We start from the raw sequence: 26,805 nt of genomic DNA on the forward strand, positions 1-26,805 counted from the left end.
TTTAACCGGTATATAGCAAAAAGTACAAGATCCATCCTAGGATCATTTTTGCCAGGATTATTTCGGAGTTCATTGCAAAATGTAACATATTATGGTAATATTTTGAAATAAGTAAGAAACAAAAATTAATTTACTGTTTAAGGAGGAGATTCATTTGAAATTAAGGCAAATAAGATTTTTACTAAGCACTTTTTCTTTGGGCATCCTTATCGGTGCGAGTACAACGGTCGCATATGCAACTTATGCAGAAAGTAACTGGGGATATTATGGGCCTATTAATGGTTACTCTTATAAAAACAAGGGTGATATTTCGAACGATACTCGATTGTGGGCTGGTACGGTTGCTCATTCTACTGATGGCAACGTACCTACTGGTTATATTGGTGTTAAATCGAGATTATATAAGTCAGATGCACTATGTAAATCAACTGATTTTATCTATAACACAAGCCGAGCAGCCGGGTTATCTAATTCAACATCTGGTGACTGTGGTTCAGGAACCTATTATAGTAAAGGTGTAAGCGCTGCATATAACGGAAATGGATATGATACATACAATCAATAGCGTTGCATAAACATTGCTTTTCTATCGTTTATAGAATTTTCCGAAAACGGACCTGCCGCCGTATAGGCTAAAAAGTTAAGGGGGCTATGCATGCAAGGCAGTCATTGTCCATTTGGTAATATCTAGGATTTCAAGGTGCTGATTACCTTTTCTTGCTTTGCGTTGCCTTAGCTCTTCACGACCTTCTGCCGACATTTCGAAGTGCGTGCTGGTTTTCGAAATACAGCCGCTTTAAAAACTTCCCACGACTTGGTGAGATTCGATTTTAGTAGTCGGCTTAGATCAAGCAGCGACTTAGTTGTCGAGAGCTCCAGTTTCATCAGGAGCAGAAGGCAGTAACTAATCAGGCAAATCAGGATCTGGTTCCATACGGCGTTTTCATCTTCACCGTAGAATCGCGTCAACTTCAGATGCTGCTTCAACCATCGGAAGAAGGTTTCAATCTTCCAGCGATTGCGGTACAAGTCGCCGATTTCTTCAGCGGTCAGATCGAATCGGTTCGTTATGATTCGGATGGGATTTCCTTTTAAATCGACGGTTTCGATGAGGCGAAGAACATGCTTCATCTGTTTGGCCCCTTTGCCGATCTTCACCATGCGATCCCGAGTCATGACCGAGCCTTCCGCTGTTGGAAATTCATCCATCACTTCGACAATAGCATTGTCTTTCAACCGAGTAACGAAGAAGACTCCATCCCAGCAGTACTGGTCGTATTTCTCGTAGTCCACGTAGCCGCGGTCAAATACATAAGTAGCGCCGGTTTCATCGATGAGCGCATCCATTTGGGTGCGATCTGACGGCTTGGCCGGAGTGAGCACGGCCTTCTCCGGATAGACCGTATCCGGATCACAGAAGGTCACGCGTAAGTGGAGTTTCACGCCGGCTTTCGTTTTCCGGTACGTTGCCCACTTGTACTTGCTAAGACACAGACTCATGGTCGTGGAATCCAGCAGTTTAACCGTACCGACTCGCCCAGCGGCAGGCGTGCGAATGCGAGTGACCTGAGCGACCAGATCGACAAATAGCTGCTGTAAAAGTTCCGGCGACAGCTTGTTGTTCTTCCTGGAAAGCTGCGAAATACTGATGGAGGTGATGCCGAGTTCTTTCTGGAAGGCTTCGTTATTCTCAATTTCGGTGACAATGTCCCGCAAAGCCTTGCGCTGATTCAGCTGAGCGTCCATGAAGATGAGAAGGTACGCTAGAGTGGTAAGCTTCTTCACATACTTGTCTTCGCCGGTTTCTGTGGTCCAGTCGGAAATTATTTTTGCATTTAAGGGTGCAACCCATTTACCAAATGACGAAAGTAGTGTATCCTTGTCCATGCGTGATCTCCTATGATTAGGGATTTGGACAGGACTACCTGCTACCCTAATTATGGAGATTTTTTCTTGCAATGGACGTCTTTAATTTAACATTTTTAGCACAATTTAGAATAACAGAGAAGGGTTCGAATTTAATGCAACGCTATTGACATACAATACATTTCAGTCACCAAATATTCAATATTAAGGAGGAGCCTATGATGAGGATTAGAAATTCGGCACTAAAATTAATTGTAGTAGGTTCTGTGTTGGGAATCGGTATTACGTTAGGCATTCTCAGTGTTGGCACGACATTAGCCAACAGGCAGGACCAGGACCAAATCAACTTTCCAGTAAATGAGAATGGACAAACTTATGGTTCTTCACTGTATGCATCTTCTCCAAGTAAAGAACCCGATTTAATCAAAGCAATTGGTGTAGATGGTACAGTTGGTTACGTGAAATCTACTGATTTGAACGAAAGTTTACCAAAAACCCCTACGCAAGCATTGGACCATCAACGTAATAAAAAGAAAGGTCATCGGACGATTCCATTGTATGATGTAAATGGAAAGAAAGTAATTGGAACATTTCATGTTGAAAACGGTGAAGAGTCTTTCAAAGAAACAACCACGGATAACGAGTAATGCCAGTTTTCTATAATAAACCAGAAAAGAGCACTCGGATTAGGGAATTCGGGTGCTTTTTCTGGTTTTACTTAGGGGCTGCTGAACGGTTTTCAAACTTCAAAAATGTTTCCAAAAGCAGGAATTCTATAGGAAAGAAGACGGTTTAACCAGGAGACAAAAAAATCCCGCAGCCTACGCTCGAGGTTCATCACCAGGAGCTGAAGCGCGATGACGGTTTCACTTGTTTTCGCAAGGCATGCTCGAATACGGCCAAGCCCATACCTGCGCTTGCCCTCACCAAATTTGCCTTCTATGGCGTTGCGTTTTCGTGCATCTTGTCTTGCGACTCGCCGTTGTTCTGTCGCTTCTTCGCCTTGTACGGGACGGCCAAGCGCCGGACCGCTCAAACGAATGCCATGCGCTTTGCAAAATGCCCTGTTTTGCCGGGTGCGATAGATTTGATCGGCAAGTACCGCCTTCGGGTAACAACCAAAGCGTCTCTTGTATGCTTCTACAGATTCGATCAGCGTCACCCCTTCGTTGAAGCTGTCCCATGATAGACGCTCCAGAAAAGCATAACCGTTCACCATGCTGACCGATACTTTGGCGCCAAACTCTACTCGCGCTTTCGCTTTGCCGCGTACGACCGGGCGGACGTGCGGTTGGTGGATGCTCACGATTCGATCTTCGATCTGATGCGTTTTGCGTTCAAACATCATGCGTTGCTGTCGATACAGTTCCTGAATCACAAGCAAGTCGCGATATTGTTTCCGGCTCAAAAGTGTCAGCGGCTGCCGTGAGGCCATGTTGCGGATAATTTGAAGGTTACGTGCTACATACCGGAGTTGCTTGCCGATCGCTCGACGAATCACCTTGCCGTTTGCACGACGCTGTTTGGCCACGGCCAGGTACTCCTTTCGAGCTTTATCCCGATAAGTCCGTGGTTTGCGGGAACGACCAATCTGTGGAGCATGTAACGTATCGATGATCTCCTCCAGTTTCTCACGCGCCTCGTTCAGCAAGTTCAAATCGGTTGGGTACGCCACATCCGCCGGGGCACATGTGGCATCCAGCAACAAGACACCCTGGTTCGGATCTTCCTCGGATGTTGAGTGACGCTTGGTCGTACGTTTACCTTTGGATTTTGTACCTGATTTTGGTTCATCGTCACGGTCGGAATCTGGAATTGATTTAGCGGCCTCAACCGCGATGATCTCGTTGATTTCACGGAGAACCGGTTCGCCTAAACGTTTGCGAAAATGCGTCATGAGCGACGGGTGGAACGGTGGATGATCCTGATAGCCTTCCAGCCCGATGAAGTATTGCAGATACGGGTTTTCGACAATCTGCTGGACCGTTTCCCGGTCCGACAGTTGCAAACGTTCCTGAATGATGAGTGCCCCGAGAGCGACACGGATGGAAACGGCCTTTTGTCCACGAAACGATATGCGGAAGGACTTGGCATACTTTTTCTCTGCATGTGCCCACGGTACCAACCGAGCCAACTTGACCCAGCGATTTTCTTTACTCAACTTGCCGCCAAATGGCAAGAAAAAATCATCAGGGAGAAGCAGTTGATTTTCACGATGAGAGAGAAATTCGTACATTCAGATCCGCTCCATGTGCAAGGAATTTGAAGAAAAATCGTCGATTTCCTTGCACATGATTTCGATGAAAACGAGGCAAAACCCTTGTGGTTACAGTATTTTTTATCTGTTCAGCAGCCCCTAAATATCCCTTGATGGTTCGTTCCTGGCGGAATAACTGGGACGAGATTGCCACCTTCTTTAGATATCCTCCAGAGATTCGAAAGCTGATCTATACAACAAACGTGATCGAAAGTTATCATCGACAACTTCGAAAGGTGACAAAGGGAAAAGCCATGTTTCCCACAGACGATGCCCTTTTGAAGATGTTATATCTCGTAACCATGGATGTTCTGCGAAAGTGGACGGGACGAGTCCAGAACTGGGGCCAGATTCTCTTACAGCTATCAGTTTTCTTTGAAGATCGGGTACAGCCGTACATCCGTTAATAAATGAAAGGCTTCATCCCCGAAAGGATTATCTTTCTCTCCACCAACGCGTCAAGGGTTCGCTTCGCCTTACGCCCTTGACTCTATTGGTTTCGAAAAAGACGTCCCAATTAGGGGGATGAAACCTTTTCATATATCGGTTGATTGAGTTTACACAAAAATCTTGACAGACCCTGTCTTTCACATAGCATCAGCTGCAATCATAAAGCCAAAGGTTCCACGCAGGGTCATTTACAGTGCTCTTTTAGTCGTGAAGCGATCAGCTTCGTCATCACATCAAAACAGACACGAAGGGTAAAGTATCGACCTGCTCCAGACTTCTTCTCGTTTGCATTTTTCTCAATCTTGTTACTGCTAATACATAATGTCCTCCAGTTGACGGCATAAGTTGTCCTGCTGATGACGGACAAACTGTCCGACTGAATTGATGAAAAAAAGGGGGAGAATCATGATAATTCTCCCTGTATAACACGCTTGACCATATGATCATCGATGATCCGATGTTTGTTCTGTGAGCCGTAGATCAGGCAGTGCGTGCAGGCTTTGTTGATCATGCGAGCGGCTCCACTGGAGAAACGGTAAATGTCGTCGATCGCACCTTCGGTAAATATGTCATGCTCCGCTCCAGCATAAGTTAAATGCCGCTGAATATATGCACCGGTCTGGGCCCGATCGTAATGCGGCAGCTTCCGCTGCAAATCGATGCGCTGACGAATGGCAGCATATGCCTGAAGATTCAGGCGATCCCATAGTTCGCTTTGGCCTACGAGAATGAGTGCCATCGGGCTCTGGGCGTCCATCTTGAAATTCAGCAGGAAACGTACCTCCTCCAGCATTTCGCGGTCGAGAAGATGGGCCTCATCAATGACAACGACCGGCTGAAGCCGATGAATGCCGCGCATGAGCTCGATCTCGCGATGAAGCTGGCGTTTGGCGTCACCTCGGTAGAACTTTGACTCGCAACCGAGTTGCTCGAGCAACCCTTTGTAGAAGTGTCTCGGCGTCAGCTTGGAGTCCGACAGGTAGAGCACCTTGTACGTAGCAGGATCGAGCACCTCGGTAAACCGACGTATCGTCGTTGTCTTGCCTGTTCCGCAGTCGCCGGTAACAACGGCAAACCACTGCCGTTCGGCTGCGTACGTAAGACGCCCGAGGGTTTCTTCCAGTATGTCTGACTCGTACAATTCGTTTGTCGGAATATCCCTCGAAAATGGAGAACAATGGAGGCCATAAAAGGATTCAAACATGGCTGTCCTCCTTGCTCACCCGGCGATAGGCTACGGCAGGTGCCTGGTTGACCTTACGGTCCCGGCTGCGATCTTCTGCGGCAGCAAGCAACCTTGACGTATTAGCTGGCAATCTGTTTAGGTGTTCCGGCAACGGCGGACGCTTTCCTGCACGTTCGCCGATGACGAGTTCCCGTACACGCCATGGCGTATGCCCCTCATACTCGATCGTGAGCTCGGTGATATCCGCAGGGTCGTAGACGACATCCACTGTGCAGCCGATGAATGGAAGGCCAACCTCGTACTTGCGATCCATGAAACTGATGCAACCTGACTTGTCGACCTTACGTGTTTCACAGTGTAAGAAGGCATTCGCGAGCTCATCTGGATCCACGAAACGTAGGGCCTTCTTGTCGCTGCGGAAGGCACTTTCTGGACTTCGTTTGTTCTCAAGCGCTGAGTGCGGCTTGTTCTGGTAGCACTCTGACAACCACACGGCAAAAAGCTCATTCAGCCGTTCCAGTGTCTTCGGTTTTTCAAGCGCCACCTCACTCAGGAACGCGTCGACGACGCGATTGAAACGCTCGACCTTCCCTGTGGCCTCCGGCGAATAAGGCTTCGCGAACAGAAGTCGAATACCGAGCTTGGAGCATGCGCGGGTCATCCACTTCGTGCGGTATTGCTTGCCGTTGTCAAAATAGACCGATTCAGGCACGCCGAACTTCTGGATCGCCCGGCGGAAGCAGTTCTCCACGATGGATTTGTCCATGACTGGATAGAACTCACCATGCAACACAAACCGCGTCGCATCGTCGATGAACGTGACAAGGAACACTTGCTTCATCGAGCCAGCCGGACCGATGGGCAGATACGGGCCGTATTTGATGTCTGAATGCCAGAGACGATTGCGATAGCGCTGTTGAAAACGCCTTGCGGCCACTCCTGATTCCGCATACATGCGCATGTGGCGTGTGCTGTAGCCGCGCTGCGCAAGCTTCTCCTGGAGCGTACTGCGTTTGATTTCACCAGGCTGGATTCGTCCTTCCCATTCGAGGATTTGAATGAGCTGGGCCACGCTTCTGCTGGGTACCTCACGGCGTAGCAGAATGGCCTGTTCCAATACCTCTGGTGGAATGGTTGCATCTGACGGTTGCCGCCCTTTGCCTTTCGGCTTTAGCCCTCCAAACCCCTCTTGGCGATACTTTGCCAAATACCGGCGCAGCGTCCGTTCGGAGATACCTGTCTGCTCGCAGATCCTGGCCTTGATCTCACGGGCCTTGGCAGGATCGAGTCCTTCTGCCAAGAGCGGAGACAGCAGTTGTACACGCTCCGCCGCAATGGCCTCAGCTTTCTTTTGATCTTTCATGTTCTTAGCACCTCACTTGGTAGACTTCGAGATGAGTCTACCGCAGGGCTAAGTGGACAAGAATGCAGAACGGGTATGTACCCACAAATTTGAATTGACGATGGGGCGGACAATTCTCGCCAGCCAGCCGGGGGCGTCCCCAACGTAGTGTCCGATACTGTGATGTGCAGACTGTGAAGATACGGACGATTTCCCCACAGGGTCCTGATGAAAGCGAATGGTGATCGATACCAAACACCCCAGCCAGTATGAGCACTGCTCATGAAACCAGTTCTTCCAACGCAACAGGGTAGCGTCGTCAGACGCTACGGAAGATAGCGTATCCGGTTCTGAAATCACTTGCTCGATACATGATGATTCATACCGTTTGTATGGCACGATACAATCTGGAAGCTCATGGTGAATTTTCTGGCAGTGCGAACAACGCAACCGTCGGATGACAAGCAGGCGGTCTTCCCCACCCTCACTCACGATCTTCCTCCTCCGGCTACCAATAACATTCATCTCTTCTCCACAGCAAGGAGAGGGAACCACCTCTGCACATCTAACGAAAAACGCCGGGTACCTTCTCAATCAGCTCATAATTTGATACAATGATCATGGTGTTTTTTGGGGATGCATCCCGTGGACCTGTTACCGCAGGCCCACTTCTTGGGAGGCATCCTTTTTCCTTTTCAATGATAAGGTCATTATATTCAGCAACGATTGGACAGGCAATTCCGTCAGCAACTGGACATTATGTTTGAGCCGCAACATCAATCTGTCCCTCAAAAGATTGCCGAGCCTATTACAGCCATAAGAATTCCCCCAAAAATTAAGCGACCTCTCTCCGATTGAATACCGGGAAGAAGTCGCTTCTTAAATTATTGTTGTCTGTTTGAGGTGGTAAGACTAGGATGTTATTTCTGTTCACCAACAAATCAGGATCGCTTCATCTTACGCCCTTGAATTTGTTAGCTATAAAAGGCTTGCCTAAAAAACTAACCTTAATCAATTTCATCAAACTCAATTATCTTACCATCCGCTTTATTAAGATTAACCTCAACCCATTGAGTTGAATGATTGTCTTCATTGGATTGAACACTGGAAAGAGATTGAACACTGTCAGTTACATATTTATGAAGTACGTTCATCCCGTCCGATTTTTTTTCCAGGATATATAGCTCATTATTCTTTTCATCCAAGTATACGCTAGGGATAATATCCCCATCTTCTTGCTCAATCATGACATCCATTAATGTGAATGCAATATTTTTATATTGTTCATTAGAGAAAATTTCTTGGCGATCTAATTGTGTTAAGTTTCCTAAGTTAATATTAAAGGACAGGGCAATATCATTATCAACCTTATCTCGAAACTCAACAAGCCTCTGTTTAAGCAATTCTACTTTAGAATGCTTAGCCTCATTCTTAGCATAAGCTCCCCCAAAAACCGAAAAAACCAACAGTAAAGTCAAAATAGTAAAGAGTAGCTTTTTTTTCAAAATTAATCTCTCCCTATCATTTTGTTATGGTCTCCAAATCATATCGTCAAAGCTGGCCCCACGATGAGTTTCTACCGTTTCACTATTAGCATATTCGTAGTGATTACTATAAATTTCCCAATATGCCTGTTTAGTCGGATTAACAGCTTCTCTTTCACCAGTTAAACTAACAGATCTTGCGCTATAATTAGCCTCATTTTCAGTTGCACCTTGTTTTTTATAGTTCATATCAATAGCGTTGCATTAAATTCGAACCCTTCTCTGTTATTCTAAATTGTGCCAAAAATGTTAAATTAAAGACGTCCATTGCAAGAAAAAATCTCCATAATTAGGGTAGCAGGTAGTCCTGTCCAAATCCCTAATCATAGGAGATCACGCATGGACAAGGATACACTACTTTCGTCATTTGGTAAATGGGTTGCACCCTTAAATGCAAAAATAATTTCCGACTGGACCACAGAAACCGGCGAAGACAAGTATGTGAAGAAGCTTACCACTCTAGCGTACCTTCTCATCTTCATGGACGCTCAGCTGAATCAGCGCAAGGCTTTGCGGGACATTGTCACCGAAATTGAGAATAACGAAGCCTTCCAGAAAGAACTCGGCATCACCTCCATCAGTATTTCGCAGCTTTCCAGGAAGAACAACAAGCTGTCGCCGGAACTTTTACAGCAGCTATTTGTCGATCTGGTCGCTCAGGTCACTCGCATTCGCACGCCTGCCGCTGGGCGAGTCGGTACGGTTAAACTGCTGGATTCCACGACCATGAGTCTGTGTCTTAGCAAGTACAAGTGGGCAACGTACCGGAAAACGAAAGCCGGCGTGAAACTCCACTTACGCGTGACCTTCTGTGATCCGGATACGGTCTATCCGGAGAAGGCCGTGCTCACTCCGGCCAAGCCGTCAGATCGCACCCAAATGGATGCGCTCATCGATGAAACCGGCGCTACTTATGTATTTGACCGCGGCTACGTGGACTACGAGAAATACGACCAGTACTGCTGGGATGGAGTCTTCTTCGTTACTCGGTTGAAAGACAATGCTATTGTCGAAGTGATGGATGAATTTCCAACAGCGGAAGGCTCGGTCATGACTCGGGATCGCATGGTGAAGATCGGCAAAGGGGCCAAACAGATGAAGCATGTTCTTCGCCTCATCGAAACCGTCGATTTAAAAGGAAATCCCATCCGAATCATAACGAACCGATTCGATCTGACCGCTGAAGAAATCGGCGACTTGTACCGCAATCGCTGGAAGATTGAAACCTTCTTCCGATGGTTGAAGCAGCATCTGAAGTTGACGCGATTCTACGGTGAAGATGAAAACGCCGTATGGAACCAGATCCTGATTTGCCTGATTAGTTACTGCCTTCTGCTCCTGATGAAACTGGAGCTCTCGACAACTAAGTCGCTGCTTGATCTAAGCCGACTACTAAAATCGAATCTCACCAAGTCGTGGGAAGTTTTTAAAGCGGCTGTATTTCGAAAACCAGCACGCACTTCGAAAGGTCGGCAGAAGGTCGTAAAGAGCTAAGGCAACGCAAAGCAAGAAAAGGTAATCAGCACCTTGAAATCCTATATATTACCAAATGGACAATGACTGCCTTGCATGCATAGCCCCCTTAACTTTTTAGCCTATACGGCGGCAGGTCCGTTTTCAGAAAATTCTATAAACGATAGAAAAGCAATGTTTATGCAACGCTATTGAGTTCATATATACATTTGACATTACAGTAATTTTTGCGCAAGTTACTGTTGAAATTGTTTTTGCATTAAATTTTGCAGTGTGTCTAAGAGTCGACTCACTTCCCAGATAGATATCTGAATGTACTTCATCTATCATCGCATACGTAGTAGGCGAAATATACACACAAAATGCAAGCAATGCAGCAAATAATAGTTTCTTTTTCACTTTTTCCTCCTCTTACATTACTTGATTAATTTACATTATTCTATTGCACTGTATAAACAGCGCTAACTGAGTGAACAGAATCATCTGATGTTCCATCTGAATAATAAATTTTGCCCCTTGCCATGACATACCATTCACCTGTTCCATACTCTCTTTGATCACTTAATTTTGCTGTTAGTGATTTAACATTAGAATCGATCATGTCTTTACTAGTTATTTTTTTTTCATTCCTTGTAATAATCGCTTGTGATAGTAGAGTTTCGATGTCACTAGCTTTTACATTGCTTGAAATATCTTTAGTCGTACCTTGAGAAGAAATAATATAATGAAGCTCACCTCCAACAGTAGAATTAGTCTTACTCATTGACGCTTGCGATACTGCAGTACCCATGGCTGCAAATGCTGTCGGTAATACCGCAAAAACAAAAGCTGAACATAATAGGGTAAGAGAAATCTTTCTTTTCATATTTTCCTCCTATTAGATTTAATGTTTATATTTTACATATTAAGTGATTGTTTTCCAATAATCAACATCTATACCTATATTTTTCCTTTTTTTGTTTTTATTTTTACATTTTTTTGGAGATGAAATTGTCCGCAACACTTCATTTCTACTAATATACTCATGATTTATGAAAACCAGTTGATAAATAGAAAAACACCGTACTATACAAGTAGTTGAGAGGGAATTTGAAAATAAAAACATGTAGTGTTTTGGTAATTATAACCTTTGTTTCAAAAACTGAGAGTGTTTACACGATTCAGATTAAAGAACGCGAATCACCACACTAACTATTTGATAAATAGAGGTTTGAATTACAGGAGAACCTAACCGAAAACAAAGGTGGTTTCTCCATGAAAAAGTTTTTATTCATTCCCTTGATATTTACCTTCCTACCTTCTCCTAAACCTGCACTCGCTGAAAAGGAATCTGATTGCGACCTCATGTATCGTGCCTTTATTGAAGCCATGCTAGACAAGATGGGAAATGCTGTTGTTAAGCATGGAACGAACCGATTATGGAATAGAGGAACGGAAGAAATATTGGAAGTAAAAAGACTTAATCCAAGAGATCTTACCCGTTTTACCGTAACCATTCGTGTGAAAACATTCGAAGGGGCTCACAACCCTCCTTATGCCTTTGAAACAATGACCATTAAGCTACCCGAGGGAGATGTAATTCACTACAACATCAAGTGGCTTGAGCCAAAAAAATGAACTATTAATTGAAATGTCAGAGCTGGCGGCCGTGGCTAGTTACATCCAATATGATTCGGTTTCGTCCCTTTCAATATCCGTCCAGCTCATTGTGTTTCCTCCTAGAAATAAGCAGTATACCGCCATTCTTCACCCAAAAAACGCTCCCTCCTTTACCTGGAGAGAGCGTTCTTTTTCATCCCACAACTTCTTTCTTCCCAAAAAACGTCCTCAGCGCCTTGTATACCTCGCCCTTTTCCCGAATCACGCTGTACATGAATTTCGGGTCCTTGATGTGGCGGTAGGCGGACATGAGGGTAGAGTGCCGGTTATACTGATTGACTTCCCCATACCCAAACATATTACACCGGTCCATCAATTCCTTCACCAGCTTGACGCAGCGTTCGTTGTCCGAGGTGAGATTGTCGCCGTCGGAAAAGTGAAACGGGTAGATGTTGTACTGCGCCGTCGGGTACCGGCTGTCGATGATCTCCAGCGCTTTTTTATAGGCGGAGGAACAGATCGTCCCCCCGCTTTCCCCTTTGGAGAAGAAGACTTCTTCCGGCACTTCCTTGGCGTCGGTATGGTGGGCGATGAAGACGATCTCCACCTTTTCGTACTTGGTCCGCAGGAAGCGCACCATCCAGAAGAAAAAGCTGCGGGCGATGTATTTCTCAAAGACACCCATACTGCCCGAGGTGTCCATCATCGCGATAATCACGGCATTGGAGTGAGGCTTGATAATCTCCTCCCAGGTCTTGAACCGCAGATCGTCGTCGGTGATGCCCAGCTCCAGATCGCTGTACCCGGCCAGCGCATTGCGGCGAATCGCGGCGATCAGGGTTCGTTTTTTATCGATATTGCCCATCAGGCCCTTTTTGCGCACATCGTTAAAGCGCGTCTCTTCGATGACGATCTGATCCTCGTCCTTGCGCTGGAGATTCGGCAGCTCCAGTTCGGCGAACAGCATCTCCTCCAGCTCTTCGACGCTGATTTCCGCCTCGAAATAGTCCACGCCCGGCTGGTCGCCTGCACCTTGGCCTTTTCCGGCCCCTTGGGCGGGATCGCCGTCTTTGGCGATGACATCCCCGACCTTGGTGTCACCTTTGCCCTGCCCGCCATGCTTCCCTTTTTGAAAATTGTAGCGCAGCCGGTATTCGTCCAGCGAACGAATCGGGATTTTGATCACGTCACGCCCGTTTGACATGATGATGGCTTCCTCGCTGACCAGATCGGGCAGATTTTTCTTGATCGCTTCCTTCACCTTTTCCTGATGGCGGTTTTGGTCCTGGTACCCTTTGCGGTGCAGCGACCAGTCTTCCCGGGAGACAACAAACGGTATCGAATCCTCCATAGGGTCCCCTCCTACTGGCGCGGCTGCGCCGAGTTACATCCTTGCAAAGCCAGATCCGTGTGCCCTTCGGGTGCCTCCTACTGGCGCGGCTGCGCCGAGTTACATCCTTGCAAAGCCAGATCCGGCTTTTACCGATTCAACAGACTTCCCACGTACCGCAGCAGCTCGTTGGCACAAACCGGGCAGTAGTGATGCTCCTCAATCAAGCGGCGGGTCACTTCATTGATCTTTTTCAACTGATGCTCATCCGGCGTCTTGTTCGAGGTGGTGATTTTGACGACATCCTTCAGATCGGCAAACAGCTTTTTCTCGATGGCTTCGCGCAGCCGGTCATGCGTGCTGTAGTCGAAGCGTTTCCCTTTGCGGGCATAAGCAGAGATGCGAATCAGGATTTCTTCGCGGAACGCCCGCTTGGCATTCTCGGAAATGCCGATCTGCTCCTCGATGGAGCGCATCAGGCGCTCATCCGGATCCAGCTCCTCGCCGGTGACCGGGTCGCGCAGCTTGTTCATATTGGCATAGGCCTCGACGTTGTCCAGGTAGTTATCCATCAGCGTTTTGGCCGACTCCTCATAGCTGTAGACAAAGGCCTTCTGAACTTCCTTCTTGGCCAGCTCATCGTACTCCTTGCGGGCCATGGAGATGAAGTTGAGGTAGCGCTCCCGCTGCTCCTTGGAGATCGATGGATGCTGGTCGAAGCCTTCCTTCAGTCCGCGCAGGATGTCCAGGGCATTGATGCACTCGGTATCGCGGCGGATCAGGGCGCTAGAGATCCGGTTGATCACATAGCGGGGATCGATGCCGGACATGCCTTCATCCCCATGCTCGTTTCGCAGCTCATCCAGATCGGAGCCCTTGAAGCCTTCCACCGACTCCCCGTCGTAGAGGCGCATCTTTTTCAAGAGGTCGGCCCCTTGCTTTTTGGATTCCTTCAATCTGGTCAATATCGAGAAAATCGCGGCGGACCGCAGCGCGTGGGGAGCGATGTGGACATGGCCCAGATCGGACTGCTTGATCAGCTTGGCGTAGATTTTCTCTTCGTCGCTGACCCGGAGATTGTAGGGGATCGGCATGACGATGATCCGGGATTGCAGCGCTTCGTTCTTTTTATTGGCGATAAAGGCCTTATACTCGGATTCATTCGTATGGGCGACAATCAGTTCATCCGCCGAAATCAGCGCGAAACGGCCTGCTTTGAAGTTGCCCTCCTGCGTCAGCGAAAGCAGATGCCAGAGGAATTTTTCATCGCATTTGAGCATTTCCTGGAACTCCATCAGCCCGCGGTTGGCCTTGTTCAGTTCGCCGTCGAAGCGATAGGCGCGCGGGTCCGATTCGGAGCCGTATTTGGTGATCGTGGAAAAATCGATGCTTCCCGTCAGATCGGCAATATCCTGGGATTTCGGATCGGATGGACTGAAGGTGCCGATACCCACCCGGTTTGCCTCGGAGAAGAGAATCCGCCTGACCGGAAAATCCTCGATGCGCCCGCCGAATTCGGTCTCCAGCCGCATCCGGTTATAGGGCGTCAGCTCGCCTTCGATCTTGACCCCCAGCTCCTCTTCGATTTCAGGCCGGAGCTCACGCGGAATCAGATGCAGCGGTTCCTCCTGCATCGGGCAGCCATCCAGGGCATAGACCGCTCCTTCATCCGTGCGGGAATACTCCTCCAGCCCCTTTTTCAGCATGGTCACAATCGTGGATTTCCCCCCGCTGACCGGACCCATCAATAACAAAATCCGCTTGCGGACATCGAGCCTGCGGGCGGCTGAATGAAAATACTCCTCCACCAGTCGTTCAATGGCGCGGTCCAGACCAAAAATTTCCCGGCTAAAAAAACGATACGAGCGGCTGCCATCCTCGTTTTCCTCTATTCCTGCACCTTTGATCATGTTATAGACGCGCGAGTGAGCAGTCTGGGCGATCTGCGGATTTTTGCGAACCATTTCCAGGTATTCGGCAAATGTGCCCTTCCACATCAATTTTTCTTCACGGGCCCGGTGCTCTGCGATGCGCTTTAAGATGTCCATGCTCGTCTCTCCTCCCTCATAAGCCCTCTCTCTTCGCGAACGACCATGTACTTTCATGTATATGTCCGCCAGCAGTTGCGCATTCTCATGGATGTTGATTTGCCTTTTCCTATCTGTATGCGCGAGGAAGGAACATGTTTCGGTCCACATCTGCAAAAAAGGGCGCACAAACTGCAGGGACATGCTGCGAGCATAGCATTTCCGGTGCAAGGCATGAGCGGAAAAATAAGACGGAAAAGTGTCGGGAAAAGTTCATCAGAATGACAGAAAACGCTGAATCCGTATCCCTTGCAAATGGGGAAGGCTACGATATAATGGGAGTAGTTTGGTATGGAAAGGAGCGGTCCAACATGGGTACGTTTATCGTGGGATTGGTCTTTGCCGCTTTTGTATTCTTCATTTTGACAGCGGGATACAACGAAGACAAGACCTGGAATCTGTAAGGACAAGCCGGCCGACGCTCGGCTAGCTTTTTTTCTACGCTCCCAGGAAAAAAACAGGGTGCCTGCAAAGGGCATCCTGTTTTTTTATTCTCCGCTGTTTTATTGTGCAAACAAGCCTGTCCGGTTCACGATCGCCTCGTGCAGCTCCGCCAGCGTCCCCCGTTGATCCACTTCGTACTGCGGCTCGCCGCGATCCTCCAGCCAGTTGGTCACCAAGAACGTCTTCATGCCCACCTGCCCGGCCACCATGTCTTCCTGCATGTGGTTGCCGACCATGATGCACTCCTCAGGCTGAACACCCAGTTTTTGTGCAATCTCCCGGAAGTACCCCGGGTTCGGTTTGGTATAGTGAGACTCTTCGTAGACGGTCACCAGCTCAAAATCCTCCGGAGACAGCTCGATCCAGGCCAGACGGCTGTGGATGGCGTCGCGAGGGAAGACCGGGTTGGTTGCGACAGCGACGCGATACCCCTGTACCTTGGCGGCGGTGACGACTTTCTTCGCCCACGGAGAAGGATGCGTCAGGTGAGAGAGCTTGGGAAAGACATCCCGATAAAAGCTGTCAAACAGCGGCCACAGCTCTTCTTTGGGCCATGGGCTGCGCGCCATGAAGGCTTCAATAAATACCTGTTCATTTGTCTTGTCCGCGTCCTGGTTCATGATCATTTGCTTCGTCGCGTCCCAGATGAGACCGAGGATCATCTTGCTGTCGTAGCGATCGCCCAGGTACTGTCCCAGCTCTTGCAGGTATCCCTGGACAAACGGGTCCGTCTTCATCTCCAGCAGCGTGCCATCCAGGTCAAACAGAATCGTGCTTAGCTTCATCGTTCGTTCTCTCCCTTGCATCTCGTAGTGGCCAATCCGGATTGCGTGTTCAGCTGATGCGTATTCCCGCTTTTTTTATTCCAGCCCGGGGAAGCCCAGCTGACGAAGCCCTTCAAACAGCACGATCGCGGCACAGTTGGACAAATTGACCGAACGAGTCGCCCCGCTCATGGGGATGCGTATCGTCTGTTCTTTGTAGCGGTCGGTCAATTCCTGCGGCAGACCTGTCGTCTCTTTTCCCAAAATGATGTAGTCTCCATCGCGAAAGGCTACCTCTGTGTACAGCTTCTCTCCCCACGTCTCCACGAAGTAAAACGTCCCCGCACGCTCGCCCAGAAGCTCCTTCTGCACCTGGGCAAAATGTTCGAAATGATCATAGTGATGCACCTTGACAGCATGCCAGTAGTCCAGTCCCGCCCGCTTCAAGTAGCGGTCATCGGTAGAAAAACCGAGCGGATGGATCAGATGCAAATGCGCTCCCGTCGCTGCGCAGGAGCGGGCGATGTTGCCCGTATTGGCGGGAATGAGCGGTTCGTGCAAAACAATATGTAACGGCATAATCAAAAATCTCCCTTATTCACCGAGCTGTCCAAACATCCTCTATTATACCGAAACGAACCGTCGAAAAGCCACCGTTCGGCTTGTCCATTGTTTTGTCCGATGTTTGCGGGAGCCCGGAAGCCTCCCTATGTGCGTGAAAATTGTGCGGATATGACTGAGCACCCGCGCGAAAGCACTGGCGAGTAAACATTGGCGACTGAACATCCGCGATTGAGCATCGGCAACTGAGCATCGGCGCTGAGCACTGGCGACGCAGCACTCGGGCCAAGCACCGTAGGCAAAAAAACCGCTTCCTTTCCGCCCGCCTCAAAAAATGATCTATAATGGAAACGAGATGTAATTTTTCCAAACTGGGGGACTTATCATGTTCAGCAGCTACAGCGAACTCGCCACGGAGGTCTACGATCTCGACAAGCCGGTCGGGCACTCCTTCGGGGACGTCGAATACTATACCCAGCGTCTGGCCGGCTGTAAGGGGCGGATCCTGGAAGCAGCAGTCGGTTCAGGGAGAATGCTGATCCCTCTCCTGCAGGCGGGGTATCTGGTGGACGGGATGGACTGCTCGCCCCAGATGCTGTCCTCCTGCCGCAGACGTTTGCAGGAAAGGGGACTGGAAGCCCAATTGTACGAAGGCTTGCTGCAATCCTTTTCTCTGCCCAGCACGTACGAAGCCATCGTGATTCCGGCCGGCTCCTTTCTCCTGCTGGAAAAGCATGAGGATGCCAAAGCTGCTCTGCGGTGCATGTACGATCACCTCGAACCGGGCGGCCGCATCATCCTCGATTTGTACCTGCCGACCGATCTTTCGATGGGCACGGTCAGCACCAAGACCTGGGAGACCCCCGACCAGCACGTCATCACGATGGAATCCAAGCGGGTGGAAGTCAATTTCCTGCATCAGTACACGGTCAGCTATCTCAAGTATGAAAAATGGAAAAACGGCCACCTCGTCAAAACGGAGCTGCAACGCTTCCCGCTGAAGTGGTATGGAATCGAGGAGTTTACTCTTTTGCTGAAATCCCTCCGCTATTCGCAAATCTCCGTATCTGCGGGCTATCAGTATGGAAACCCTCCGTCCCGGACCGAGCAAGTCTTTACCTTTGAAGCCTGCCGGTAATCTGTATTTCTTTTTCCCTCGTCCCTGTAACGTTAAGCCTGCCCCGTGCATCTAAAGGAAAACGTGGTGTCTTTCACCGACAGGGAGTGATGTGAGTATGGCTTTGTTCCGCTTGGCGGCAGGTCTCGTCAGCCTGCTGGTTCTGTCTGCGATCGTCTGGATCAAATGGCCGCAGTTCCCTGGCTTTCCCGCAGCAGAGACTTGGAGCATGCTGCTCGGGTACCTGGGATACATTTTGATTGCCATGACCCTGCTGCTCGGCCCCCTCAAATACGCCATGCCGCCGCGCTGGGGAAAATACCTTTTGCAGCTGCGCCGGGATTTGGGCATCGGGGCCGGTTTTGCAGCGATCGGACATGTGGCTTTGGTTCTGTACATTTTCGAACGGGGAGCGAAGCTGTTCTTCTTGCAAACCGCTCAGCCCGCAGAGGGATGGCTCGGCTTGTTTTTTCTGGGCGATAGCGCGTATAGCGGACCCCTCTCCCCCCATTTTTCGTTGACGGGCATCTCCAATTACATGGGGCTCTTAGCCTTTGTCATCCTCTTGGCCTTGTGGATCACCTCTTCCCGCTACGCCGAGAAGCTCCTCGGCGGGGCGAGCTGGAAACGTCTCCATCTGTCCAATCCGCTGCTGTTCGTGCTCGTCATGTTTCACGCACTGATTTACATTAATTCGATCAAGGGGGAGCCGCATTCGCCCGGCGACTTCCTCTGGCTGGCCGGGATCGTGGCGGTTCTGCGTCTTGCTGCCTTTGGCTGGAATGTTTTTCGGCGTCGCTCCTGAGCAAAGCCGATAGGTGCTGCCACACCGCTCGGCTTCGTCGAGCGGACTCGTCGAGAAGCCTTGTAGAGCAGCTTCGGTGAGTCGGTGAGCAGCATCGGTGAGCAGTACCGCTGACCAGTCCCGCTGACCATTTTTCCGCCGACCAGTCCCGCCGACCAGTCCCGCCGACCAGTCCGCTGACCAGTCCCACTGACCAGTCCCACTGACCAGTTCCGCCGACCAGTCCCGCCGACCAGTCCCGCCGACCGGTCCCGCCGACCAGTCCCGCTGTTAAGTACGCCACGGTCGCTTTTTCGACAAGCCAGGCGGAAGCTCCCCCTCCGGCATTAGGTACCTCGGATGCGAAAAAAAGCGTAGCGGATATTGGGCGTATAGGCCGTCGAATCCGTATACTCCCAGTAGCGCATCCGGCTGTTGGTCGTGTTTGCGTTCACCAGGGGGATGTTGTTTTCGTCCCTGGCTACGATAATCGTATTGTGCTGGAAGCGGCCATCGCCGTCAAAATCATAGCAGATGATGTCCCCCGGCTCCAATTCCTCCACGGAGGCGACCTGTACGGCCCGCATCGGGGGACCCCCTGACTTCAACAGCAGATACAAGCTATGAGCGACCGACCAGCTAAAGCTCCAACTGGCGTTTTTTCCATTGCCCCGCATCCACCATCCCCTTCCCTTTTCCCGGGAGAACAGCATCGGGATTCCCCCTGCGTGGAGGCATTGGGAGATGTAGTTGGTACAGTTGTCGGTAAATTGCGGATAGGCCGGATTGGCTCTATTCCAGAACCGCTCTGCATAGGCGATCGCCCGACTCGCATCATAGCCGCCCGCCCCGTGCACAACCAGCGTGGGCAACCTCAGCCTCTCCTCTTCATCGGTAGAAGGGGACGACGCCTCGTCGCCATCAGGTGCGGCAGCGCCATCCCCCCAGCACTCTTCCAGCTGCTCCACTACCCATCCGTCCTGTTTCTGAGACAAGACCACACGCATGATCCAGCTCGCCTCTTCGACAGCCGGCTTGCCCTTGATGCCATACCAGCGCTGCAATTCCCAGCTCACGAATATCTGCAGCTCCTCCCCCTTTTGCAGCCAATACAGAGGTTTGACCTGCCCGCGTACCGCCTTGGTGACGGCCCCTCTTTGTTGAAGCTGTTCATCCCAGCGCTGCCACTGTTCCCAGAGGAGCGATTTACCATTTCCCCCTTCTTTCCAAAATGGCCAGATGCGCTCATATCCCTGATCTACCGCATAACGGTGAACATCGTCAAAATAATCGCGGAGAAAAGCTTGCCAATCAACTTGCTGTTGCTCCCCTCTCGAATCAATCTTGTTCACGTTCTTTTGTCCCCCTCCGAGAAAGCATGTCCTCCCATGCCCTCTGTATGGAATACTTTTCCTATGTTGATAAAATATGAACCATCCCGCTGTTTCAGAAGGAAGAGTCGCCAAAAAGAGAGGGAAAACAAAAAAGCTATCCGCTAACGGATAGCTTTTACCGATTCTGGGTGAGAGGATGGCTTGCCCGCGCCTTCCAATGCCAGCAGCTGCTCTTTGATGGAGAGCCCGCCGCCGTAGCCGACCAAGGCTCCATTGGACCCGATGACACGGTGACACGGGACGATGATGGGGATGGGATTGCGATTGTTGGCACCGCCGATGGCCCGAACGGCCTTTGCCTGTCCCAGCGCCAGCGCAATCTCTTTGTAGGACTTCGTTTCACCGTAGGGGATACGGGTGAGTTCCTGCCACACTGCCTTTTGAAAAGCCGTGCCATGCAAGGCGATCGGCACATCAAATTGTTTTCTGTTCCCGGAGAAATACTCTTCCAGCTCCGTTTTGGCTTGCTGGTTTCCCCTCTCATCCGGTTCCAGGATAGCGCCCAAGAACATTTTTCGGGCCCATCGCTGAAAAACGGGCAACGCCTGCTGCTCTTCACCAAATCCCAGATAGCAAAGTCCTTCCTCCGTAGAAGCGAGCAACAACGGTCCAATTCGCGAGAACATCGTGGTGAAGCCAATGGTTTGTCCCACTTTTCCATTCCTCCCCAGCCGTTTTTTCCTCTCCTCAAATCTCCCTAAACCGGCGAGCGCTCTATCCCGCAGGCGTCCATCAGGAACGGGCCTGGTGCAAGAGGGCGATGCCTCTCTCCACCTCCGCCAATACCTCTGGCGACGTCTCTCTCTCCAGCGCCCGGCCCAGGGCCGCTTCTGCTTCCTCGCCGCCGATTTTTCCAAGCGCCCATGCCGCCGTCCCCCTGATGACCTCGCGCGGGTCTTTTTCCATCAAGTGAATCAAATCGGGAACGGCAGAACGGTCGCGAAAATGAGCCAAAGCCAGAATGGCATTACGCTGGATGGGCTTCTTTCCTCGCCAAGAGGAGGAGGAGAGCCCAAATTTTTCTTTAAACTCCCTGTTGCTCATCTGCAGGAGCGGCCGAAGCAATGGTTTGGCCACGTCCGGATCAGGCTGGAACTCGGGGTGATGGGTAAAGTTTTTCCCCCGGTTCTTTGGACAAACCGTCTGGCAGGTATCACAGCCATACAAACGGTTGCCGATCTTTCCCCGATACTGCTCCGGAATAAAATCCTTCACCTGCGTCAGATAGGCTACGCATTTTTGCGAATCCAGCTGCCCTCCCTGTACCAACGCGCCGGTCGGGCAGGCTTCCACACAGAGATTGCAATCGCCGCAGCCTTCTTCCACAGGGGTGTCGAGAGGCAACGGCAGATTGGTAATCAGTTCTCCCAGATACACCCAAGAACCGAATTCGGGAGTAATCAGCGAACAATTTTTGCCGACCCAGCCGAGCCCGGCTCTCTCTGCCACCGCGCGGTCAGAGAGCGCCCCGGTATCCACCATGGACTCGATCTTGGCCTCCGGCTCCAATTCACGGATGTACTGGGCCAGTTTGTCCAGCTTGTCCCGCAGCACGTGGTGATAGTCAGTTCCCCACGCCGCCCGGCACAATATCCCGCGGTATGCCCCCGGCTCCGACTTCGGCGGATTCGCCATCTTGGCAGGGTAGGCGAGTGCAATCGAGATCAGTGAACGCGCCCCGCCCAGACTGAGGGCAGGATCCGTCCGCTTGTCCAGGTCCGGCTCCTCGAAGCCGGATTCATATCCTTTTTCCCGATGAACGATCAGGCGGTCTTTGAGAGTCAAAAAGGGGTCGGCACTGGCAAAGCCGATCTTGTCGATTCCGATCTCAGCGGCGTAACGGATGATGGCCTGCTTGGTTTCCTCCCAATATCGGCGTTCGTTCACAGCGTCTTGATCGCTCCTGTGGCCAGCTCGTCGCAGCGGTTGTTCCAGACGTTGTCGGCATGTCCTTTTACCTTGACGTACTCGACGCTGTGAATCTCCATCAGCCGGAGCAGCTCCTTCCAGAGATCCTGGTTCTCTACCGGCTGATTTTTGCTGTTCTTCCATCCGTTGCGCTGCCAGCCCTTGTACCATCCCTGCTGGAAGCAATTGACCAGGTAGGCGCTGTCGCTGTACAGCGTAACCTTGCAAGGCTCTTTCAGTACAGAGAGGGCTTCTATCGCCGCCTTCAGCTCCATCCGGTTATTCGTCGTATTTGGCTCGGCACCGGACATCTCTTTTTTATGTTCACCGTACATCAGCACGGCTCCCCAGCCGCCCGGGCCTGGATTGCCGGAGCACGCGCCGTCCGTATAGATTGTCACTTCACGCATGATCAGGTTATCCCTCCTGTCTATTCTTATTGTATCGAAGGATAGTCGCTATCACAAAATTTATTTGCTATACTACCAAAAAATGATGTACATAAGGAGTGAGCTGCTATGAAGGTAAGGCTTGCCCCCGAGTTGGCCGAATTCCTTCCCGCGTTTACGCTGGGAGTCATCCATTACCAGGACGTTACGGTGAGTCCCTCCCCGAAAATGCTGCAGGGGAGGATTAATCTGTTCGTCGAGTCTCTGCGCCTAGAGCGGGAGCTATCCAAGATCAGTGAGATTGAAGGAGTCGCACAATGGCGCTCCGTCTTTAAGCGCCTCGGCATCGATCCGGCCCGCTACCGCCCTTCTTCGGAAGCCTTGCTCCGCCGGCTTTTGCAGGGGAATCCTTTCTTTTGGATCAACAGCGCAGTGGATGTTAACAATTTCCTCTCCGTCCTGCATGCCCTGCCCTATGGCATCTACGATGAAGCAAAGATCACGGGCGGCGTCCTCTGTCGCGTGGGACAAGCCACAGATGTCTACGATGGCCTGAACGGCCGGGAAGTAAACATGGAAGGAAAACTGGTGCTGGCAGACGAAGCAGGCGCCTTTGGCAGTCCGATCGTCGATTCCAAACGAACTCCTGTCACCGAAGAGAGCACCAATCTGATGCAAGTTATTTTCTTCCACGAACAGATAGCTGAGGAGGAACGCGACGAGATCCTCGGTTCGACCGCCCGGATGTTTACGGATATCAACGGCGGTCAGGTTGGCTCTTCTTATATCGTGTCCGTGTAGACCACCCATCTTTTCATGGATCTTTTCCATGTACGGGTATGCGGATTGCAGGGCATCCAGCTTGGCTGCAAGCAGGAAAAAAGACGGCCTTTAGACTGACTGGCCGTCTTTTTCCTGTTTTGTTTCCCGCTTTTTCCGAAACACCAGATGCTCCAGGATCATGCTGACCAAGACCCCGAGCAAAAGGCCGTTCCCAAACAGGAAGCTGGCAAACGATGGGAGGTTCTGCCACGCCGTCGTCGGAACGAACATCACGCCGATCCCGGCGAGGATCGAGCTGCCCGCAACCAAAACCGCCCGCGAATCCAACTCGACAGAGGAAATGTCCTTTAGGCCAAAACCGAGCAGCTGCGTGTAAGTGATAAACATGCCCGCATAGGCGACCGGTGTCGGCAGTCCCGCCAGAAATTGCGAAATGGGCGGCAGCAAACCGATCAGCATCATGCCCGCCATCGCCAGCAAAAACGGCAGACGCGCCGCCATTTTGGTCGTCTCGACGACCGCGGCGGCTATGGACAGCGGGATCATTCCGACGACCCCGGACAAACCGGACAATACATGGGAGACACCCGTAAATATGCCCCCGCGATTATACAGCCCCGCCGTGGGAGGAGCGGCTGTCGCTTTTCCCATCACATTCATGCTAGTCACCAGGTTGGTGAGCAAGACAAAACCGGTCAACAGGCTGGTCAACACGACTCCGAGGTCCCATTTCGGAGCGCCCCAAAAGAACAGGGTGGGCATCACTATCACTTGTGCAGCAGGACGAATCGGCTCTGTCCACCCCAGCATCGCATACACGCCCCAGCCCGCTGTCATCCCGAGCAATACAGCATAGCTCGCAAAGCGTTTGGTTCGCAGAAACATCAGCACGAGCGCTACGATCAGGATGGAGACCAGCGCGATGCCCGGATCTACCTGTTTGGCGTGCTGATACCCGATTCCCAGCATGCCCGATACAAAGCTGCTGCATAAGGAAACGGCCAACAGCACCATATACGTGCCGGAGACGAGCGGAGTAAACCAGCGTTGTATCTTCCCGATCCAGCCTAAAAGACCGAACAAAAAAAACAGGACACCTGCCAAAATCAGACCGAGCTGAAAGGATTGCCCGATTTCTCGCGGCGCAATTCCTGCACTGGTGCCAATCTGAGCCAGAATGATGAAAATGCCCCACCACAATCCCGCCGGTCCTTCGATCATCGGATAGCGGTGTCCGATCCATGCTTGCAAAAAGGAAGCCAGCCCGACATAAAACATGGTTTGCTGCATCAATATCCCGACCTCTTCGGACGATAATCCGTATATGTCGCCAATGGCCAGCGGTACCGCTACGCTGCTGGATACCGTCACGATCATCCATTGCAAGGCCGACAGGATGGTTATGCCAATGGGGGGCTTCTCCTGCAATCCATATCCCATTTATCCGACAACCCCTTTTCTTTCTCCCGATCCTCCTGTGAGGATGCACGCAGCTCCAAAAGACAGAAATACATGCCCTTTTGCGGAAAACAGAAAGCACGCCATCAAGAGCGTGCGTTTTTGTACTCCACCGTTTTCGCGTCTGTATCTGCGGTGCCTGCATCTGCAAAAGTCGGAATTCCTGGTATCATTCAAACTTCGCTATTTTATCATAAGTGGTTGATAAAATGAAATCATCTGTTTCGCCACGAATCTATGCTCTTCTGTTCGTCTTTGGCCAGGCTGCGTCCCACTTTTTCATATGGGGTAACGAACGAATTGGCCAAATAAAAAAAGGAACCGGGGATCGATTCCTTTTTCTTATGGTGCCGGTAGAGGGACTTGAACCCCCACGGTTTCCCTCACGATTTTGAGTCGCGCGCGTCTGCCAATTCCGCCATACCGGCTTATCAAGTTGATGGAGGAGGCACCCGGATTTGAACCGGGGATAAGGGTTTTGCAGACCCGTGCCTTACCACTTGGCTATGCCTCCGTAGGTGAGAGAGCTAAAAGCTATATGGAGCGGACGACGGGTCTCGAACCCGCGACCTTCGCCTTGGCAAGGCGACGCTCTACCAATTGAGCTACGTCCGCAAAATGGCTGGGGTACTAGGATTCGAACCTAGGAATGACGGAGTCAAAGTCCGTTGCCTTACCGCTTGGCTATACCCCAATATGAGGTTAAAAATGGGGCGATCGATGGGAATCGAACCCACGAATGTCGGAGCCACAATCCGATGCGTTAACCACTTCGCCACGACCGCCACATAATGGCAGGGGCAGTAGGAATCGAACCCACACCAAAGGTTTTGGAGACCTTCGTTCTACCTTTAAACTATGCCCCTCTAAGATGGCTCGGGACGGAATCGAACCGCCGACACGAGGATTTTCAGTCCTCTGCTCTACCGACTGAGCTACCGAGCCAAAGTAAGAACAAATCATCATTGCCATCTGTACCAAAGGACAAGATGGCGGAGCTGACGGGACTCGAACCCGCGACCTCCGGTGTGACAGACCGGCGTGAACTCCAACTTCACCACAGCTCCATTTTTGGTTAACAAGCAAGATTTGGTTGCCCCCTGCGGGGACTACGATTCTACTTGACCGAAGAGGATTATCTCGACGTAGTACAAGTAGATTTGGTTGCGGGAGCAGGATTTGAACCTGCGACCTTCGGGTTATGAGCCCGACGAGCTGCCAGACTGCTCCATCCCGCGATGATTATGATGGATAAAAATGGTGGAGGCTGACGGGATCGCTTCCACTTGCGACACTGCGTCGAATCATCTTCGCAAGCGAGCAAGATCTGAAGTACCCGAGCAATGCTCCTCGTTCTTCATCGAGGGTGAACCGGTACGGGAGATCCCGTTTCCGATCGTCGCGAATAAGAACATGGTGGAGGCTGACGGGATCGAACCGCCGACCCTCTGCTTGTAAGGCAGATGCTCTCCCAGCTGAGCTAAGCCTCCCTGATTCCTGTAAAAAGAAGTCTTAGGGCCCTGCAAGGTATTCGATATCTTGTCGAATACCTTGCAGGGTGTATGGTGACCCGTAGGGGATTCGAACCCCTGTATGACAGCGTGAAAGGCTGCTGTGTTAAACCGCTTCACCAACGGGCCATGTATGGCGGATGGAGTGGGATTTGAACCCACGAGACGAGTCATCCCCGTCTACACGATTTCCAATCGTGCTCCTTCGGCCGCTCGGACATCCATCCATATGGCTCCTCGGGAGGGACTCGAACCCCCGACCGATCGGTTAACAGCCGATTGCTCTACCAACTGAGCTACCGAGGAACGAATTGAAGGTAGCAGCATGTGTGCTGTTTCGCACCTTCAAAACTGGATATGCATGCTTGCTAAGCGATTGGTTGTGGATAAGTCCTCGACCGATTAGTATTCGTCAGCTCCACGCGTTGCCGCGCTTCCACACCGAACCTATCAACCTCATCGTCTATGAGGGGTCTTACCAGCTTAACGCTGTGGGAAGTCTCATCTTGGAGGGGGCTTCACGCTTAGATGCTTTCAGCGCTTATCCCTTCCGCACAT

Annotated in this window: 23 protein-coding genes, 13 tRNA genes, 1 rRNA gene and 2 pseudogenes (1 of these 39 running past the window's edge); 8 read left to right on the plus strand and 31 right to left on the minus strand. The window is 50.8% G+C overall.

What is annotated here, in order from left to right; all coding sequences use genetic code 11:
• The first annotated feature begins 154 nt into the window (after window positions 1-154).
• Window positions 155-565, plus strand: a complete 411-nt coding sequence (locus JD108_RS17965) for a hypothetical protein (RefSeq protein WP_198827350.1) — start codon at window positions 155-157, stop codon at window positions 563-565.
• A 167-nt stretch (window positions 566-732) separates the two neighbouring features.
• On the opposite strand, the gene JD108_RS17970 is transcribed toward JD108_RS17965, so the two are convergent.
• Window positions 733-1,887, minus strand: a complete 1,155-nt coding sequence (locus tag JD108_RS17970) for an IS4 family transposase (protein WP_198827351.1) — start codon at window positions 1,885-1,887, stop codon at window positions 733-735.
• A gap of 197 nt (window positions 1,888-2,084) precedes the next feature.
• Between JD108_RS17970 and JD108_RS17975 the strand changes: the two genes are divergently transcribed.
• Window positions 2,085-2,513: a peptidase M56 BlaR1 gene (locus tag JD108_RS17975; RefSeq protein ID WP_198827352.1), complete on the plus strand. Its 429-nt coding sequence runs from the start codon at window positions 2,085-2,087 to the stop codon at window positions 2,511-2,513.
• Window positions 2,514-2,605: 92 nt separating this feature from the next.
• Here the strand turns inward: JD108_RS17975 and JD108_RS17980 are convergent, their stop codons facing one another.
• Window positions 2,606-4,102 carry an IS5 family transposase gene (locus JD108_RS17980; protein WP_198826818.1) on the minus strand — a complete coding sequence of 499 codons (1,497 nt, stop codon included), beginning with the start codon at window positions 4,100-4,102 and terminating at the stop codon, window positions 2,606-2,608.
• Window positions 4,103-4,224: 122 nt separating this feature from the next.
• Here JD108_RS17980 and JD108_RS17985 point away from each other — a divergent pair.
• Window positions 4,225-4,530: pseudogene (locus tag JD108_RS17985) on the plus strand (transposase); the annotation flags it as partial.
• A 189-nt stretch (window positions 4,531-4,719) separates the two neighbouring features.
• On the opposite strand, the pseudogene JD108_RS22860 reads toward JD108_RS17985, so the two are convergent.
• The 5 genes and pseudogenes from JD108_RS22860 to JD108_RS18000 all read right to left on the minus strand — a co-directional run.
• Window positions 4,720-4,874 (minus strand): annotated as a pseudogene (locus JD108_RS22860) (SAM-dependent methyltransferase); the annotation flags it as partial.
• A gap of 102 nt (window positions 4,875-4,976) precedes the next feature.
• Window positions 4,977-5,777: an ExeA family protein gene (locus JD108_RS17990; RefSeq protein ID WP_198827353.1), complete on the minus strand. Its 801-nt coding sequence runs from the start codon at window positions 5,775-5,777 to the stop codon at window positions 4,977-4,979.
• Window positions 5,770-7,122: a DDE-type integrase/transposase/recombinase gene (locus JD108_RS17995; RefSeq protein ID WP_198827354.1), complete on the minus strand. Its 1,353-nt coding sequence runs from the start codon at window positions 7,120-7,122 to the stop codon at window positions 5,770-5,772. Before JD108_RS17995 ends, JD108_RS17990 begins: the two co-directional genes overlap by 8 nt.
• Before the next feature lie 48 nt (window positions 7,123-7,170).
• Window positions 7,171-7,656 (minus strand): DUF6431 domain-containing protein, encoded by a 486-nt coding sequence (locus tag JD108_RS22440; protein ID WP_228728192.1) that lies wholly within the window; start codon window positions 7,654-7,656, stop codon window positions 7,171-7,173.
• A 452-nt stretch (window positions 7,657-8,108) separates the two neighbouring features.
• The gene (locus tag JD108_RS18000; RefSeq protein WP_198827355.1) at window positions 8,109-8,606 is read right to left on the minus strand and encodes a hypothetical protein; all 498 of its coding nucleotides are present in this window, start codon (window positions 8,604-8,606) and stop codon (window positions 8,109-8,111) included.
• A 378-nt stretch (window positions 8,607-8,984) separates the two neighbouring features.
• On the opposite strand from JD108_RS18000, the gene JD108_RS18005 reads away from it, so the two are divergent.
• Window positions 8,985-10,139: an IS4 family transposase gene (locus tag JD108_RS18005; RefSeq protein ID WP_198826839.1), complete on the plus strand. Its 1,155-nt coding sequence runs from the start codon at window positions 8,985-8,987 to the stop codon at window positions 10,137-10,139.
• Window positions 10,140-10,557: 418 nt separating this feature from the next.
• Here the strand turns inward: JD108_RS18005 and JD108_RS18010 are convergent, their stop codons facing one another.
• On the minus strand, window positions 10,558-10,983 hold the full coding sequence (locus JD108_RS18010; RefSeq protein ID WP_198827356.1) for a hypothetical protein: 426 nt from the start codon (window positions 10,981-10,983) through the stop codon (window positions 10,558-10,560).
• A gap of 389 nt (window positions 10,984-11,372) precedes the next feature.
• Between JD108_RS18010 and JD108_RS18015 the strand changes: the two genes are divergently transcribed.
• Window positions 11,373-11,735, plus strand: a complete 363-nt coding sequence (locus tag JD108_RS18015) for a DUF3888 domain-containing protein (protein ID WP_198827357.1) — start codon at window positions 11,373-11,375, stop codon at window positions 11,733-11,735.
• Window positions 11,736-11,910: 175 nt separating this feature from the next.
• On the opposite strand, the gene yhbH is transcribed toward JD108_RS18015, so the two are convergent.
• The 4 genes from yhbH to JD108_RS18035 form a co-directional block, all read right to left on the minus strand.
• Window positions 11,911-13,068: a sporulation protein YhbH gene (yhbH, locus tag JD108_RS18020; RefSeq protein ID WP_198827358.1), complete on the minus strand. Its 1,158-nt coding sequence runs from the start codon at window positions 13,066-13,068 to the stop codon at window positions 11,911-11,913.
• Between the two features lie 128 nt (window positions 13,069-13,196).
• Entirely contained in the window at window positions 13,197-15,095 is a 1,899-nt protein-coding gene (locus JD108_RS18025; RefSeq protein WP_198827359.1) for a PrkA family serine protein kinase, read from the minus strand.
• 542 nt (window positions 15,096-15,637) lie between these two features.
• Window positions 15,638-16,363, minus strand: coding sequence for an HAD family hydrolase (locus JD108_RS18030; protein ID WP_198827360.1), 726 nt, complete (start codon window positions 16,361-16,363; stop codon window positions 15,638-15,640).
• 75 nt (window positions 16,364-16,438) lie between these two features.
• The gene (locus tag JD108_RS18035; protein ID WP_198827361.1) at window positions 16,439-16,921 is read right to left on the minus strand and encodes a tRNA (cytidine(34)-2'-O)-methyltransferase; all 483 of its coding nucleotides are present in this window, start codon (window positions 16,919-16,921) and stop codon (window positions 16,439-16,441) included.
• Between the two features lie 367 nt (window positions 16,922-17,288).
• Here JD108_RS18035 and JD108_RS18040 point away from each other — a divergent pair, with 367 nt between their 5' ends.
• Complete coding sequence (locus JD108_RS18040; protein ID WP_198827362.1) at window positions 17,289-18,041, plus strand: class I SAM-dependent methyltransferase; 753 nt, start codon at window positions 17,289-17,291, stop codon at window positions 18,039-18,041.
• 97 nt (window positions 18,042-18,138) lie between these two features.
• Entirely contained in the window at window positions 18,139-18,825 is a 687-nt protein-coding gene (locus tag JD108_RS18045) for a ferric reductase-like transmembrane domain-containing protein (protein WP_198827363.1), read from the plus strand.
• 326 nt (window positions 18,826-19,151) lie between these two features.
• Here JD108_RS18045 and JD108_RS18050 read toward each other — a convergent pair whose 3' ends face one another.
• The 4 genes from JD108_RS18050 to rnhA form a co-directional block, all read right to left on the minus strand.
• Window positions 19,152-20,156 carry an amidase domain-containing protein gene (locus JD108_RS18050; protein ID WP_228728193.1) on the minus strand — a complete coding sequence of 335 codons (1,005 nt, stop codon included), beginning with the start codon at window positions 20,154-20,156 and terminating at the stop codon, window positions 19,152-19,154.
• A gap of 143 nt (window positions 20,157-20,299) precedes the next feature.
• Window positions 20,300-20,851, minus strand: a complete 552-nt coding sequence (locus JD108_RS18055) for a methylated-DNA--[protein]-cysteine S-methyltransferase (RefSeq protein WP_198827364.1) — start codon at window positions 20,849-20,851, stop codon at window positions 20,300-20,302.
• 79 nt (window positions 20,852-20,930) lie between these two features.
• A complete protein-coding gene (gene queG / locus JD108_RS18060; protein WP_198827365.1) occupies window positions 20,931-22,085 on the minus strand; it encodes a tRNA epoxyqueuosine(34) reductase QueG in 1,155 nt (384 codons plus the stop codon).
• Window positions 22,082-22,516, minus strand: coding sequence for a ribonuclease HI (rnhA, locus tag JD108_RS18065; protein ID WP_198827366.1), 435 nt, complete (start codon window positions 22,514-22,516; stop codon window positions 22,082-22,084). The genes queG and rnhA overlap by 4 nt, the downstream gene beginning before the upstream one ends.
• A gap of 108 nt (window positions 22,517-22,624) precedes the next feature.
• Between rnhA and JD108_RS18070 the strand changes: the two genes are divergently transcribed.
• A complete protein-coding gene (locus JD108_RS18070; protein ID WP_198827367.1) occupies window positions 22,625-23,296 on the plus strand; it encodes a B3/B4 domain-containing protein in 672 nt (223 codons plus the stop codon).
• A gap of 90 nt (window positions 23,297-23,386) precedes the next feature.
• Here the strand turns inward: JD108_RS18070 and JD108_RS18075 are convergent, their stop codons facing one another.
• The 15 genes from JD108_RS18075 to JD108_RS18145 form a co-directional block, all read right to left on the minus strand.
• Complete coding sequence (locus tag JD108_RS18075; RefSeq protein ID WP_198827368.1) at window positions 23,387-24,718, minus strand: purine/pyrimidine permease; 1,332 nt, start codon at window positions 24,716-24,718, stop codon at window positions 23,387-23,389.
• Window positions 24,719-25,081: 363 nt separating this feature from the next.
• Window positions 25,082-25,164 (minus strand) — tRNA-Leu (locus JD108_RS18080).
• A gap of 12 nt (window positions 25,165-25,176) precedes the next feature.
• Window positions 25,177-25,250: transfer RNA gene (locus tag JD108_RS18085), tRNA-Cys, on the minus strand.
• A gap of 25 nt (window positions 25,251-25,275) precedes the next feature.
• A tRNA-Gly gene (locus JD108_RS18090) sits at window positions 25,276-25,351 on the minus strand.
• Between the two features lie 4 nt (window positions 25,352-25,355).
• Window positions 25,356-25,430, minus strand: a tRNA-Gln gene (locus JD108_RS18095).
• Window positions 25,431-25,445: 15 nt separating this feature from the next.
• Window positions 25,446-25,521: transfer RNA gene (locus JD108_RS18100), tRNA-His, on the minus strand.
• Between the two features lie 7 nt (window positions 25,522-25,528).
• Window positions 25,529-25,602: transfer RNA gene (locus tag JD108_RS18105), tRNA-Trp, on the minus strand.
• 6 nt (window positions 25,603-25,608) lie between these two features.
• Window positions 25,609-25,681 (minus strand) — tRNA-Phe (locus JD108_RS18110).
• Between the two features lie 45 nt (window positions 25,682-25,726).
• Window positions 25,727-25,803: transfer RNA gene (locus JD108_RS18115), tRNA-Asp, on the minus strand.
• Window positions 25,804-25,897: 94 nt separating this feature from the next.
• Window positions 25,898-25,974, minus strand: a tRNA-Met gene (locus tag JD108_RS18120).
• 176 nt (window positions 25,975-26,150) lie between these two features.
• Window positions 26,151-26,226: transfer RNA gene (locus JD108_RS18125), tRNA-Val, on the minus strand.
• A 73-nt stretch (window positions 26,227-26,299) separates the two neighbouring features.
• A tRNA-Glu gene (locus JD108_RS18130) sits at window positions 26,300-26,376 on the minus strand.
• Between the two features lie 5 nt (window positions 26,377-26,381).
• Window positions 26,382-26,474: transfer RNA gene (locus tag JD108_RS18135), tRNA-Ser, on the minus strand.
• A 3-nt stretch (window positions 26,475-26,477) separates the two neighbouring features.
• Window positions 26,478-26,553: transfer RNA gene (locus tag JD108_RS18140), tRNA-Asn, on the minus strand.
• Window positions 26,554-26,629: 76 nt separating this feature from the next.
• Window positions 26,630-26,805, minus strand: a 23S ribosomal RNA gene (locus tag JD108_RS18145) (it continues 2,923 nt past the right edge of the window).

Origin of the sequence: Brevibacillus composti, from assembly GCF_016406105.1 — a bacterium.
Classification (GTDB): Bacteria; Bacillota; Bacilli; order Brevibacillales; family Brevibacillaceae; genus Brevibacillus; species Brevibacillus composti.